This window comes from Blastococcus sp. SYSU DS0753 (assembly GCF_054051175.1).
The window spans coordinates 1-13,890 of the sequence record NZ_JBJHAT010000026.1 but is presented as its reverse complement, the minus strand read 5'-3'; the positions used below and the strand labels follow the sequence as shown (position 1 = coordinate 13,890).

Sequence of the window (13,890 nt, the reverse complement as noted above, 5' to 3'; positions counted from 1 at the left end):
CTCCCACCGGGAGGGGCCCTGCTCGCGTACGTGGCTCAGGCGGTGGCGGAGCTCAGCCGCTCGGCGCTCGCCGTGGCGGCGGCCACCACGTCCTCCTCGGGCGCCAGACCGCAGGCGGCGAGCCACGTCGCGAGCATCCGGTGCCCCCCCTCGGTGAGCACCGACTCGGGGTGGAACTGGACGCCCTCGATGGGCAGCTCCCGGTGCCGCAGCGCCATCACCAGGCCCGAAGGCGTGTGCCCGGTGACCTCCAGCTCGTCCGGCACCGTGGCGGGGTCGACGGCCAGGGAGTGGTACCGGGTCGCGGTGAACGGCGACGGCAGACCGGCGAGGACGCCGTGGCCCTCGTGCACCACCTGGCTGGTCTTGCCGTGCAGCAGCTCCGGGGCCCGCACGATCTCCGCACCGAACGCCTCGGCGATGGCCTGGTGCCCGAGACAGACCCCGAGGACGGGGGTGCCCTGCTCGGCGGCGGCCCGGACCATCGGCACGGTCACGCCGGCATCGACCGGGGCGCCGGGGCCTGGGGAGAGGAGCACACCGGCGACGTCCAGGTCGGGCAGCTCGTCGACGGTCACCGCGTCGTTGCGCCGCACCACGCAGCGCACACCGAGCTGCCCGAGGTACTGCACGAGGTTGTAGACGAAACTGTCGAAGTTGTCGACGACGAGGACCGGACGGTCGGCGGCGGTCATCGCGGTCGGGCTCCTCGCTGGGCGGTCGGCGGCACGGGACAGCGGCAGTACGGCAGCCGGTTCAGTCGGCGGTGGCGTACTGCAGCGTGAGGCCGCCATCGTAGGCGGGCACCGTCACCTGGGGCCGTTCGCGTACCTCGAACGTGAGGCCGAAGGCCGCGACCGCCTGCTCGAAGACCGCGACCTGCGGCGAGGCGTCCAGCGCCGCCTCCACGGCAGTGGCGTCGACGACGGCGGTGACCACGAACGGCGGGGAGTAGGTGCGCCCGCGCAGCAGCAGGGTGTTCCCCACGCAGCGCACAGCGCTCGTGGAGATGAGCCGCTGGTCCATGATCGCCACGCCGTCGGCGCCGGCCGCCCAGACGGCGTTCACGACCGCCTGCACGTCGCTCTGGTGGATGACCAGGTCGTCGGGGCGGGCGCCGCTGGGCAGGGTGCCGTCGGACCGCTGCGGCGCGTCGTCGAGGGTGATGACCACCCCCGCGCCCGCGACCGGTGTCAGGCCCGCGGCCTCGGCGCCGGCCTCGCCGCGGGCCTGAGCCTCGGCGACGGCGCCGTCCCGGCTCGCGACCTGCTCGGTGAGCCGCTGCACCTGCTCCTGCAGCTCGGCCAGCTGGCGTTCCTGCCGGGCCACCGCGGCGTCGCGCTCCTCCACCAGCTGGGAGAGCTGGGTGACCTCACCGGCGCGCAGGTCGTTGCCCTGAGCCGTCCGGCCCGACGTGGCGAAGAGCAGCCCGGCCGCGAGAGCGACCACGGGCACGAGCGCGCTCCAGGGCGACACGCGGTGTCCGGACGACGACCAGCGGGCCACGGGCACCTCCTCCGGCCGGGACCGACGTCGGCGCGTACGGGTGAGGCACCGGTGCCGACGTCGTTCCGAAGTTTAGTCTGGGTGACAGTTTCCGGTCGGGGAGGACGAGCCCGGCCCCCGGGAGGGAGTAGGCACGTGCCCAAGTCGAAGGTGCGCAAGAAGTCGGTGTACACGCCGCCGGAGGACGTGCTCCGTTCCCGGGGCACGCAGTCGAAGGCGTTGCAGCCCAGCCCGCGCTGGTACGCGCCGGTGATGGTGACCCTCATGCTGCTGGGGCTGCTCTGGATCGTCGTCTACTACGTGGCCGGCGACCGGATTCCCCTGATGGTCTCGCTGTCGGCGTGGAACTTCGCCATCGGCTTCGGCGTCATGGTGGCCGGTCTGATCATGTCGATGCGCTGGCGATAGCGGACCGACCGGTCCCGCGCCCGCGAGGCCCCGTTCGAGGCCCCCGTCCCCCACCAGGGACGGGGGCCTCGGTCGTCGTGGAGCACTTCCGGCCGCCATGTGGACGCTGTGCACAGCCATCGGCTCCGTCCACAGGTCGACATGGCGCCCCGCCCCCAGGCTTGTCCACCGAGTGTGGAGGGAGCGCGCGGGCGGGAACGCGCCTGACCTGCGGTTTCTCTACCGATGGTGCTCGTGTGACAGGACGTCCAACGGCGTAACTACAGACGTGTGAGTCTGTCCCCAGCTGTGTACTCAGCTGTGGACGAGTCGACATGTCCGTGCGTCACCGACGCCGACCGTGCGGCGGTCGTACCCGCCCTGACCTGCGCATACACCCGGTCGGGGGGCTCTCTGGACGGACCCGTCCGGGTCACCGGACGTCACCGGCCGAGCACGGACAGCGGTCCCGGCGGTGGACGACCACCAGCCCGGGACGACGCCAGCCCCCAGCCGGAGGGCCGGGGGCTGGCGCGGAGGCACCGGGATCGGTGCAGAGGTGGCACCGGTCAGGCGTCGAGCAGCTCCAGGATCGTCGCGTTGGCCGTGCCGCCGCCCTCGCACATCGTCTGCAGGCCGTAGCGGGTGCCCGTGGCCTGCATGTGGTGGACGAGCGTGGTCATGATGCGGGCGCCCGAGCCACCCAGCGGGTGGCCCAGCGCGATCGCACCACCGAGGGGGTTCAGCCGGCCGGCGTCGGCCCCGGTGTCGGCCATCCAGGCCAGGGGGACCGGGGCGAACGCCTCGTTGACCTCGAACACGCCGATGTCGTCGACCGACAGGCCGGAGCGCGCCAGCACCTTCTGCGTCGCCGGGATCGGCGCGGTCAGCATGATCACCGGGTCGTCACCGGCCATCACCGTCGTGTGGATGCGCACGAGGGGCCGCAGCCCCAGCTCGCGCGCCTTCTCGCTGGTGGTCACCAGCAGTGCCGCCGAGCCGTCGGAGATCTGGCTGGCGTTGCCGGCGCTGATCACCCCGTCCTCCTTGAACGGGGTCTTCAGCGAGGCCAGCTTCTCCAGGGTGCCGCCGGGCCGGATGCCCTCGTCGGCGCTGACCACCGTGCCGTCGTCGAGGGTGACCGGGGCGATCTCCTCGTCGAAGGCGCCGTCGGCCTGCGCCTTCGCCGCCTTCTCGTGGGAGGCCAGGGCGAACTCGTCGAGCTGGGTGCGGGAGAAGCCCCAGCGCTCGGCGATCATCTCGGCACCGATGCCCTGGTTGGGGTAGACGCCGTCGTACCGCTCGAGGAAGCGCGGGCCCAGTGGCTTGCCAGCGATGCCGTCCGCCCGGGCCGACCCCATGGGCACCCGGCTCATCGACTCCACGCCGCCGGCGACGACGACGTCGGCCTGGCCGCTGATGACCGTGGCCGCGGCGAAGGCGACGGCCTGCTGCGAGGACCCGCACTGCCGGTCGATCGTGGTGCCGGGCACCGACTCGGGCCAGCCGGCGGCCAGGGGTGCGTTGCGGCCGATGTTGAACGTCTGCTCCCCGACCTGGCTCTCGCAGCCCCAGAAGACGTCCGCGACGACGGCCGGGTCGATCCCCGAGCGCTCGGCGAGTGCGTTGAGCACGTGCGCGGAGAGGTCGACCGCGTGCACGCCGGACAGCCCTCCCCCGCGCTTCCCCACCGGTGTACGGACGGCGGCACAGATGACGGCATCACGCATGGACCCACTCCTCGTCGACGACGATCCGGCGCGGCCGGGACCGGCCACCCCGCCGCGATCGTATGTTCCACGTCACCCCTGGCAGGCTGGCGGCGTGCACTGGTCCCCTCCGGCCTACGTCCCGGCGGTCCTCGCGGCATGCGCCGCGCTGCTCGGGGCGGCCACCCTGCTGCTGGATGCGCCCGGCCGGCTGCTGGTGGGCGGCGCGGCCCTGCTGCTGCTCGGGCTCGCCGCTCGCGAGGCGCTGCTGCGGCCTCGGCTGGCCACCGGCCCCGACGGCGTGACGGTGCGCACGCTGACCGGCACCCGCGTGCTCCCGTGGGGGCTGCTGCGCGTGCACGTGCGCAGCGCCCGCCGCTGGGGGACGACGGTGCGCACCCTGGAGCTGGAGGCACCTGCCGCGGGCGACGACGACGGGGTGCTCGTCATCCTGGGCCGGTGGGACCTGGGCGCGGACCCCGCGACGGTGGCCGGCGAGCTGGCGCAGCTGCACCCGCGGAGCGGCCCGGCGACGTGATCTCGCGGACCACCGGGCCGCCGGGCCGCCCGGCCGCCGCTGCGCCGGCGCCGTCGTGGTCAGGCCGCCCCGACGTGGGAGACGCCGAGGGCCAGCGCGACCAGGAGCACCGCCAGCAGCCCGATGCCGATCGCCTGGACCGCCGTCCTCCGCCGAGTGCCGACGAACAGGGCGGCAACGGCCGCGCCGGTGACGAGGCCGCCCAGGTGGCCCAGGAGCGAGACCCCGGGCAGGAAGCTGATGAAGATGTTGATCCCCAGCAGCACGAGGATGCCGCGCACGTCCTGCCGACGCAGCACCATGAGGACGCCCAGGGCCCCCAGGAGGCCGTAGATGGCCGTCGAGGCGCCTGCGACCGGCCGGGTGAAGTCCCCGAACAGCTGGATGGCCGTGGAGCCGCCCAGCGCCGACACGAAATAGAGCGCCAGGAACCGCAGGCGGCCGAGCTGGCGCTCCAGCTCGGAGCCGAAGATCAGCAGGGCCAGCATGTTGAGCACCAGGTGCACCAGGCCGATGTGCAGGAAGGTGGCCGTCAGCAGCCGCCACGGCTCCCCCAGCTCCACCAGCAGCGGGTACTGGGACAGGGCGGTGAACACCGGGGAGCGGTAGTTCTCCAGCGGGGCGTTGCCGACCAGGCCGGCCGAGACCGCCGTCACCAGGAACATGACGACGTTGACCGCGATCAGCGTCAGCGTGACGCTGCCCCAGCGCGACGCCGCGGCGGAGACGCCGGAGGTGCGCCGGGGGGCGCGGACCGAGGCAGCGCCCGCGCGCACGCACTCCGGGCACTGGAAGCCCACCGACGCCGGGATCATGCAGTCGGGGCAGATGGGCCGGCCGCACCGCGCGCACGAGATGCCCGTGGGCCGCTCGGGATGCCGGTAGCAGGCCGGCGGCGGGGGCGGCGGCTGGTCGGCCGCGCCCCCGCCGTGCGGTTCCGTGCTCAGCTGCGCTGCACCTCGACGGACTCGATCACCACGTCCTCGACGGGGCGGTCGTTGCGGCCGGTGGGCACGGCGGCGATCCGGTCGACGACCTCGCGGCTGGGCTGGTCGGCGACCTCACCGAAGATCGTGTGCTTGCCGGTCAGCCACGTGGTGGGGGCGACGGTGATGAAGAACTGCGAGCCGTTCGTGCCCGGGCCCGCGTTGGCCATGGCCAGCAGGTAGGGCTTGGTGAAGGCCAGGTCGGGGTGGATCTCGTCGCCGAACTGGTAGCCCGGACCGCCGATGCCCTGACCGAGCGGGTCGCCGCCCTGGATCATGAAGCCGGGGATGATCCGGTGGAAGATCGTGCCGTCGTAGAGCTTGTCCGTCGTCTTCTCGCGGGTCGCGGGGTGCGTCCACTCGCGGGCGCCCTCGGCGAGGTCGGCGAAGTTGGCGACCGTCTTGGGGGCGTGGTCGGGGAAGAGGTCCACGGTGATGTCGCCGTGGTTGGTGTGCAGGACCGCGCGGCGGGCGGGAGTCGATTCAGTCACGGCTCCACTCTCCCACCGCCGTGCCGGCCGGGTGTCGCGGGGCCGGTTTCACGTGGAGCCGGGACGCCGGGCTGGCGCCAGGGGTGGAGACGAGGGGAATCGAACCCCTAACCCCCGCCTTGCAAAGGCGGTGCTCTGCCAATTGAGCTACGTCCCCGGGCGGCCGTGGTCGGCCGGTGGTTCAGCGGGTGGGCGTGCTGACCGCGCCCGGACCGCTCGTCGCCTCGCGCCAGAGGTCGGCCTCGGTGCGGCCGGCCGACCGCTTCCGGACGGCGGCGAGTGCACCGGCCGCAGCGGCGGCGAGCGCCAGCTTCTTCAGCACGCGGAGAACCTCCTCGGGCGCTTCGCTCGCCGCGGGGGCGACGTGCGGGTCACTCGGAACCGTGAGGCTCCGGTGCACGGGTGGGCCTGGGAGGACTTGAACCTCCGGCCTCATCCTTATCAGGGATGCGCTCTAACCGCCTGAGCTACAGGCCCGTGAACCTCGAAAAGCGTACCTGACCCCTGGAGCGCTCCCTGCAGGGGGCCCACTCGCACGCAGTGCTCCCCCGTCCGCGCCGGCTCACGCGCCCGCCTTCGGCGAACCCGGGCCCTGCGCCGGCCCCTGGACCCCCGCTTCGCCCGCGCCGGCCCGCTCCGGGGGTGTTGTCCGTGCTCCCGGGACCCTGCAGGCCCACCAGAGCGCGAGATGAACCCCTACAGCGCGCCTGCCCGGTCGTCCCGAATAGGCCCGGAGGATCCGCGCAGGGACGACGGACACGCTCCGCCCGACCGGGGAACGGCACCTGGCCGCGGCGTCCTCCGGAGGAGGACGGAGTGCTCAGTCGCGCTCGGAGAGCGTGACCTCCAGCCCCCCGACCAGGTCGGAGCAGAGGTTGTAGATGAACGTGCCGACGGTGCACAGCGCGGTGAGCAGGACGACGTTGATGGCGCCGATGAGCGCCGCGCCCCAGAACACGACTCCGATCGTCACGACGTCCCCGGAGGACTCGTTCCCCGAGGCGCTGCCGATCTGCCCGAAGAGGTCGTTCACCGCGTCGAAGACGCCCAGCCCGCCGAGCACCATGTAGAGCAGGCCGACCGCCACCATCCAGATGAAGAAGAGGGCGATCGACAGCATCAGCGAGATCTTCAGCGCCGACCAGGTGTCGATGTGGCGGATCTGGAGCCGGGCCCGGCGGGGGCCACGGCCGGCCTTGCCCCGACCGGAGCGGGCTCCCCCGACGCTGACGCCGACCGGACCGGCTGCGCCGTCCGGGGCGCCCGCGGGCGGCTCCGCGCCGGAAGCCTGCGCCTGCGGCGTCGAGCCCTGCGGCGCCGGACCCTGCTGTGTCGCAGCCTGCTGCGCCGAGGCCTGCGGCGCCGAGCCCTGCTGAGTCGAGCCCTTCGGCGCCGAGCCCTGCTGAGTCGACCCGGGCTGCGCCGGGGAGGAACCGGTGTCCGGGGCCAGCGGCTGCGGGACCACCGGGGCCGCCCCGGTGCCAGGGGACTGGACCCGCTGACTGCCGGTCGCGGGGATGGACTGCGTGGGGGCGGGGTTGCCGTGGGTGGGCGTGCCCTCCGCCGCGCTTCCGTCCCCGGCCCGGGAGTCGGTGCGCACCGAACCGTCCGTCCGGTCGCTCATGCCTGTCTCCCGTTCCGCAGCGGCTGTGCCGCTCCTTCGGTCCCGGGCTCCGCGACGGCTCGTGACCACCGCGGAGCCGCAGTCTCCTGCGTGCCTAGCTACTCACCCTAGGCCGAGGGCTCGTCGTTGTCCGTCGTACGCGCGATCGCCACGATGGAGACGTCCTCCGGCAAGTTCATCAGCTTGACACCCATCGTGGCCCGATCCTTGTTGTGGCGCACGCCGTTGACCGGCGTCCGGATCACGCCACCCCCGGAGGTGATCGCGTACAGCTCGTCGCCGAGGGTCACGGCCAGCGCCCCCACCAGGGCCCCCTTGCGGGCCTTCGGGTCGGCGGTGAGCACGCCCTTGCCGCCCCGGCCCTGGTTCGGGTAGTTCTCGATGCCGGTGCGCTTGGCGAAGCCGCGCTCCGTCGCGACGAGGACGTCCACCCCCTCCTGCGCGACGATCATCGACAGCAGCCGGTCGTCGTCGGCGAGCGAGATGCCGCGCACGCCCTCGGTCGCCCGGCCCATCGGACGCAGCGCGGCGTCGTCGGCCTTGAAGCGGATCGACATCGCCTTGCGGGTGACCAGCAGCAGGTCCTGGTCGGGGCCGATCAGCGCGGCGCCGACCAGTTCGTCGCCGTCGCGCAGGTTGATGGCGATCACGCCACCCTGGCGCGGGGAGTCGAAGTCGGTCAGCCGGGTCTTCTTGACCTGGCCCTTCGCGGTGGCGAGCACCAGGTACGGCGCGACCGTGTAGTCCTTGATCTGCATGACCTGGGCGATCTTCTCGTCCGGCTGGAACGCGAGGATGTTCGCCACGTGCGCACCTCGGGCGGTCCGGTTGGCCTCCGGCAGCTCGTAGGCCTTCGCCCGGTAGACCCGGCCCTTGTTCGTGAAGAACAGGATCCAGTCGTGGGTGGAGCCGACGAAGAAGTGGTCGACGATGTCGTCCTGCTTCAGCTGCGCGCCCATGACGCCCTTGCCGCCCCGGCGCTGCGACCGGTAGAGGTCGCTCTTCGTGCGCTTGGCGTACCCGGTGCGGGTGATGGTGACGACGACCTCCTCCTCGGCGATGAGGTCCTCCATCGAGACGTCACCCTCGTTGGCGACGAACTGGGTGCGCCGGTCGTCGCCGTACTTCTCGACGATCTCGGCCAGCTCGTCACGGACGATCTGCCGCTGCCGCTCGGGGGACTCGAGGATGGCCTGCAGGTCGGCGATCCGGGCCTCGATCTCGGCGAGCTCGTCGAGGATCCGCTGCCGCTCCAGCGCGGCGAGCCGGCGCAGCTGCAGGTCGAGGATCGAGACGGCCTGGATCTCGTCGACGTCGAGCAGCTCCATCAGGCCGGTGCGCGCGGCGTCGGCCGACTCGCTGCTCCGGATGAGGGCGATGACGGCGTCCAGCTGGTCCAGCGCCTTGGCGTAACCGCGCAGGATGTGCGCGCGCTCCTCGGCCTTGCGCAGCCGGTAGCGGGTGCGCCGCTGGATGACCTCGATCTGGTGCAGCACCCAGTTGCGCACCAGCTCGTCGAGGCGCAGCGTGCGCGGGACGCCGTCGACGATGGAGAGCATGTTGCAGCCGAAGGACGTCTGCAGCTGGGTGTGCTTGTAGAGGTTGTTCAGCACGACCTTGGCGACGGCGTCGCGGCGCAGCGTGATGACGAGCCGGCGGCCGACCCGGTCGCTGGACTCGTCGGCGATCTCGCTGATGCCCTGCAGGCGGCCTTCGCGGACGCCCTCGGCGATCGCCTCGGCGAGGTTGTCGGGGTTGACCTGGTAGGGCAGCTCGGTGACGACCAGCTGCACCCGCCCGCGGCTGTCCTCCTCGACGGTGACGACGGCGCGCATCCGCACGGAGCCGCGGCCGGTGCGGTACGCGTCCTCGATGCCCTCGCGGCCGACGATCAGGCCGTGGGTCGGGAAGTCGGGGCCCTTGATCCGCTCCATGCAGGCGGTCAGGGCCTCCTCGGCCTCCGCCTCGGGGTGGTCGAGCATCCAGAAGACCGCCTGGGCCACCTCGCGCAGGTTGTGCGGGGGCATGTTGGTGGCCATGCCGACCGCGATCCCGGCCGAGCCGTTGATCAGCAGGTTCGGGATGCGCGAGGGCAGGACGACGGGCTCTTCGGTGCGGCCGTCGTAGTTGCCCTGGAAGTCGACGGTCTCCTCGTCGATGCCGGCCAGCATCTCCATCGCCAGCGGCGTCAGCCGGCACTCGGTGTACCGCATCGCGGCCGCCGGGTCGTTACCCGGGGAGCCGAAGTTGCCCTGCCCGTCGATCAGCGGGTAGCGCATCGACCAGGGCTGGGCCAGCCGCACGAGGGCGTCGTAGATCGCCGAGTCACCGTGCGGGTGGTAGTTACCCATCACCTCGGCGACGGGGCGGGCGCACTTGACGTACCCGCGGTCGGGGCGGAAGCCCTGGTCGTACATGGCGAACAGCACGCGCCGGTGCACCGGCTTGAGGCCGTCGCGCACCTCGGGCAGCGCGCGGCCCACGATCACGCTCATCGCGTAGTCGATGTAGCTGCGCTGCATCTCCTGCTGGAGGTCGACCGCTTCGACGCGGTCGCGGGGTGGGGTCTCCGTCACGGTTCAGATCTCCACAGGTCGGTGCACAGGGGTGGACAAAAGGCCAAGTCGACCGTTAATGGACCCCGCCCTCCCACCCTTCGCGAGCTCAGGGCGGGACCCGGGACGGGGCCTCAGACGTCGAGGAAGCGGACGTCCTTGGCGTTGCGGGTGATGAAGCTGCGCCGCGCCTCGACGTCCTCGCCCATGAGCACGCTGAAGATCTCGTCCGCGGCTGCGGCGTCCTCGAGGGTGACCTGGCGGAGGATCCGGGTCTCGGGGTTCATCGTGGTCTCCCAGAGCTCGCTGGCGTTCATCTCACCGAGCCCCTTGAACCGCTGGATCATCTCGTCCTTGATCTTGCGGCCGCTCTCGACGCCGGCCTTCACGACCGCGTCGCGCTCCTTGTCGCTGTAGGCGTACTCGTCGCCGATCTTGCCGCCCCACTTGATCTTGTAGAGCGGGGGCTTGGCCAGGTAGACGTACTGGCCCTCGACCAGCGGCCGCATGAAGCGGAACAGCAGCGTCAGCAGCAGGGTGCTGATGTGCTGGCCGTCGACGTCGGCGTCGGCCATCAGCACGATCTTGTGGTACCGGAGCTTCGAGATGTCGAACTCGTCGTGGATGCCGGTGCCGAAGGCGGTGATCATCGACTGGACCTCGGCGTTCTTGAGCACCCGGTCGATGCGCGCCTTCTCGACGTTGATGATCTTGCCGCGGATGGGCAGGATCGCCTGGTACATCGAGTCGCGGCCGGACTTCGCCGAGCCGCCGGCCGAGTCGCCCTCGACGATGTAGACCTCGGAGTTGCGCGGGTCGGTGGAGCGGCAGTCGGCCAGCTTGCCGGGCAGCCCGCTCACCGACAGCAGGCTCTTGCGAGCCAGCTTGCGGGCGTCCTGCGCCGCGCGGCGGGCGCGAGCCGCGGAGGCCGCCTTGGTGATGATCGTCTTGGCCTCGGTCGGGTTGGCCTCGAACCAGTGGCCGATCTGCTCGTTGCACACCCGCTGCACGAAGCCCTTGACCTCGGTGTTCCCGAGCTTGGTCTTCGTCTGGCCCTCGAACTGCGGGTCGCCGAGCTTGACCGAGACGATCGCCGCCAGGCCCTCGCGGATGTCGTCCCCGGTGAGCTTGTCGTCCTTCTCCTTGAGGAGCTTCTTCTCCACCGCGTACCGGTTCACGATGGAGGTGAGCGCCGCGCGGAAACCCTCCTCGTGGGTGCCGCCCTCGTGGGTGTTGATGATGTTCGCGAAGGTGTGCACCGACTCGGAGTAGGCGTCGGACCACTGCATCGCGATCTCCACCGACATCGCGGTGTCGTTCTTGCCCACGCCGTCGGCGGAGAAGCCGATGACCGACTTGTGGATCGGCGTCTTGCGCCGGTTGATGTAGGCCACGTAGTCGACCAGGCCGCCGTCGTACCGGTAGGTGACCTCGGTCGGCTCGAACGCCTCCTCCTCGCCCGCGACCGGCGCGGCCGCCTCGGCCAGCGACTCCTCGCCGATGCCGGTCTCGGCCTTGCCGTGACCGGGGCGCTCGTCGCGCACCACGATGGTCAGGCCCTTGTTCAGGAAGGCCATCTCCTGCAGGCGCCGGCTGATCGTGTCGAACGAGTACGTCGTCGTCTCGAAGATCGTCGGGTCGGCCCAGAAGGTGATCGCGGTGCCGCGCTTCTTCGTGGGACCGATCTCCTGCAGCGGACCGGGCTTGGCCTCCGCGTACTCCTGGAACCACTCCTTGCCGTGGGTCCAGACACGCACGTCGAGCCTCGTGGACAGCGCGTTGACGACGGTGACGCCGACGCCGTGCAGACCACCGGAGACGCCGTAGCTCTTCCCGTCGAACTTCCCGCCCGCGTGCAGGACGGTCATGATCACCTCGACGGTGGGCCGCTTCTCGACCGGGTGCATGTCCACCGGGATGCCGCGGCCGTTGTCCTCGACCCGGACGCCGCCGTCGGCCAGCAGGGTCACCCGGACGGTGTCGCAGTAGCCGGCCAGGGCCTCGTCGACGGCGTTGTCCACGACCTCCCACACCATGTGGTGCAGGCCGCGCTCGCCGGTCGAGCCGATGTACATGCCGGGGCGCTTGCGCACCGCCTCGAGACCCTCGAGGACGGTGATGGAGCTGCCCGAGTATGCGGACTCGGTCTGGGGTGCTGCGACCACGTGGGGCCTTCCTCTCGAGCAACCGGCGCATCGCGGCCCCAGCCGGTGCGGGGGGCTCGACGGCGCAGGCGGGCGCTCAGCCGGTTGCTGGCGGTTTTCGTCTCCCACGATACCGCGAGGTGTGACAGGAACAGCGTCGTGCACGCCCTCACGCCGTGTCTGCGCCTCTCGCGGGAGCTCCGCCACCATCCTGCTTGGCCCCCACCCCGACACGCCGTCAGGGCGACGCTGGCCGGTTCCGTGCCGCGCGCGGCCATCGGAGGGGCCGCAGACTCGGCCGTATGGCACCACCCGCCGCCGCCCCCGGCAACGACCAGTCCGGCCCGCCCCTCACCTGCCTCGTCACCGGAGCCACGGGCTACGTGGGGGGCCGTCTCGTGCCCGCGCTCCTCGCCGCCGGCCACCGCGTGCGGGTCATGAGCCGCTCGCCGGAGCGGCTGCGGGACCACCCGTGGGCCGGGGACGTGGAGATCGTGCGCGCCGACGCGGGGGACGCGCCGTCGGTCGCAGCGGCGTGCGCCGGGGTCGACGTCGTCTACTACCTGATCCACGCGCTGGGGACCGGGCCGGAGTTCGAGGCGGCCGACCGGCACACCGCGACGGTGATGGCCGCGGCGGTGCGCGCGGCCGGCGTCGGCCGGCTGGTCTACCTGGGCGGGATGGCGCCGGCTGACGAGGAGCTCTCCCCGCACCTGCGCTCCCGAGCCGAGGTCGCGGCGATCCTGCTCGGTTCCGGCGTGCCGACGGTGGTGCTGCGCGCCGCCGTCGTCCTGGGCTCGGGGTCGGCGTCCTTCGAGATGCTGCGGCACCTGACCGAGCGGTTGCCGGTGATGGTCACGCCCCGGTGGGTGCACAGCCGGATCCAGCCGATCGCGATCCGCGACGTGCTGCGGTACCTCGTCGCCTGCGGCCGGCTGCCGGCCGACGTGCACCGCTGCTTCGACATCGGCGGCCCCGACGTCATGGACTACGCCACGATGATGCGTCGCTACGCCCGGGTCGCGGGGCTGCCGCGGCGGCGCATCCTGCCGGTGCCGATCTTCACCCCGTCGCTGTCCAGCCACTGGGTCGGCCTCATCACGCCGGTGCCCGCGTCCATCGCGCGCCCGCTGGTCGAGTCGCTGCGCAACACCGTCGTCGCGACCGAGCACGACATCGCCCGCTACGTGCCCGATCCGCCGGAGGGGCTGCTCGGCTTCGACGAGGCGGTGCGGCTGGCCATCCAGCGGGTGCACGACTCCGACGTCGTGACCCGCTGGGCGTCGGCGTCGGTCCCCGGCGCGCCCTCCGACCCGCTGCCGACCGACCCGGACTGGGCGGGGGGCAGCCTCTACGTCGACGAGCGGGTGCGGCCCACGACCGCTCCGGCCGAGACCGTGTGGCAGGTGGTGGAGGGCATCGGCGGGGACGCCGGCTGGTACTCCTGGCCGCTGGCCTGGCGGGTCCGCGGCTGGCTGGACCGGGCGGTCGGTGGGGTGGGTCTGCGGCGGGGACGGCGCGACCCCGACGAGCTCTACGTCGGCGATGCGCTGGACTTCTGGCGGGTCGAGGAGCGCGAGGAGGGCCGGCTGCTCCGGCTGCGCGCCGAGATGCGGCTGCCCGGGCTCGCCTGGCTGGAGTTCCACGTGGAACAAGACCCGGCCGCGGGCGGTACGACCCTGCGCCAGCGGGCGACCTTCGCCCCGCGTGGGCTGGCCGGGCACCTGTACTGGTGGGCGGTCGCCCTCTTCCACGGCTTCGTCTTCGGCGGCATGCTGCGCGGCATCACCCGAGCGGCCGAGCGACGCAGCGGACGGGCCGACGCGCCGTCCTGGCTCACCGCGCGGGGGGGGGGGGGGGGGGGGGGGGGGGGGGGGGGCGGGCCCCCCCCCCCAGACCCCAACAACAACCACACCCACCCCCCCCCCCACCCGCCCGCCCCCCCCCCCC

At 72.4% G+C, this 13,890-nt stretch carries 12 protein-coding genes and 2 tRNA genes; 3 read left to right on the top strand and 11 right to left on the bottom strand.

Features of this window, described 5'->3' with window-relative positions; translation table 11 throughout:
- Positions 1-35: 35 nt before the first annotated feature.
- Positions 36-695: an aminodeoxychorismate/anthranilate synthase component II gene (locus tag ACI799_RS16915; RefSeq protein ID WP_456589573.1), complete on the bottom strand. Its 660-nt coding sequence runs from the start codon at positions 693-695 to the stop codon at positions 36-38.
- Between the two features lie 61 nt (positions 696-756).
- Positions 757-1,455: a DUF881 domain-containing protein gene (locus ACI799_RS16910; RefSeq protein WP_456589574.1), complete on the bottom strand. Its 699-nt coding sequence runs from the start codon at positions 1,453-1,455 to the stop codon at positions 757-759.
- Positions 1,456-1,641: 186 nt separating this feature from the next.
- On the opposite strand from ACI799_RS16910, the gene crgA reads away from it, so the two are divergent.
- Positions 1,642-1,914 carry a cell division protein CrgA gene (gene crgA / locus ACI799_RS16905; protein ID WP_456589575.1) on the top strand — a complete coding sequence of 91 codons (273 nt, stop codon included), beginning with the start codon at positions 1,642-1,644 and terminating at the stop codon, positions 1,912-1,914.
- 548 nt (positions 1,915-2,462) lie between these two features.
- Here the strand turns inward: crgA and ACI799_RS16900 are convergent.
- Positions 2,463-3,623 carry a thiolase family protein gene (locus ACI799_RS16900; protein WP_456613517.1) on the bottom strand — a complete coding sequence of 387 codons (1,161 nt, stop codon included), beginning with the start codon at positions 3,621-3,623 and terminating at the stop codon, positions 2,463-2,465.
- Between the two features lie 94 nt (positions 3,624-3,717).
- Here ACI799_RS16900 and ACI799_RS16895 point away from each other — a divergent pair, with 94 nt between their 5' ends.
- Positions 3,718-4,140 (top strand): PH domain-containing protein, encoded by a 423-nt coding sequence (locus ACI799_RS16895; RefSeq protein WP_456596023.1) that lies wholly within the window; start codon positions 3,718-3,720, stop codon positions 4,138-4,140.
- Positions 4,141-4,199: 59 nt separating this feature from the next.
- On the opposite strand, the gene ACI799_RS16890 is transcribed toward ACI799_RS16895, so the two are convergent.
- From ACI799_RS16890 to gyrB, 8 genes are all read right to left on the bottom strand, one after another.
- Positions 4,200-4,955 (bottom strand): rhomboid family intramembrane serine protease, encoded by a 756-nt coding sequence (locus tag ACI799_RS16890; RefSeq protein ID WP_456589578.1) that lies wholly within the window; start codon positions 4,953-4,955, stop codon positions 4,200-4,202.
- 128 nt (positions 4,956-5,083) lie between these two features.
- Positions 5,084-5,617, bottom strand: coding sequence for a peptidylprolyl isomerase (locus ACI799_RS16885; RefSeq protein WP_456589579.1), 534 nt, complete (start codon positions 5,615-5,617; stop codon positions 5,084-5,086).
- 84 nt (positions 5,618-5,701) lie between these two features.
- Positions 5,702-5,774: transfer RNA gene (locus tag ACI799_RS16880), tRNA-Ala, on the bottom strand.
- Positions 5,775-5,798: 24 nt separating this feature from the next.
- Positions 5,799-5,939: a DLW-39 family protein gene (locus ACI799_RS16875; RefSeq protein ID WP_456589580.1), complete on the bottom strand. Its 141-nt coding sequence runs from the start codon at positions 5,937-5,939 to the stop codon at positions 5,799-5,801.
- A gap of 81 nt (positions 5,940-6,020) precedes the next feature.
- Positions 6,021-6,094: transfer RNA gene (locus ACI799_RS16870), tRNA-Ile, on the bottom strand.
- 343 nt (positions 6,095-6,437) lie between these two features.
- Positions 6,438-7,241, bottom strand: coding sequence for a DUF3566 domain-containing protein (locus tag ACI799_RS16865; protein ID WP_456589581.1), 804 nt, complete (start codon positions 7,239-7,241; stop codon positions 6,438-6,440).
- 107 nt (positions 7,242-7,348) lie between these two features.
- Positions 7,349-9,817, bottom strand: a complete 2,469-nt coding sequence (gene gyrA, locus ACI799_RS16860; protein WP_456589582.1) for a DNA gyrase subunit A — start codon at positions 9,815-9,817, stop codon at positions 7,349-7,351.
- 113 nt (positions 9,818-9,930) lie between these two features.
- A complete protein-coding gene (gene gyrB, locus ACI799_RS16855) occupies positions 9,931-11,961 on the bottom strand; it encodes a DNA topoisomerase (ATP-hydrolyzing) subunit B (protein ID WP_456613516.1) in 2,031 nt (676 codons plus the stop codon).
- Positions 11,962-12,242: 281 nt separating this feature from the next.
- Between gyrB and ACI799_RS16850 the strand changes: the two genes are divergently transcribed.
- Positions 12,243-13,890: SDR family oxidoreductase (locus ACI799_RS16850; protein ID WP_456613515.1), on the top strand; the 1,648-nt coding region annotated here is incomplete at its 3' end.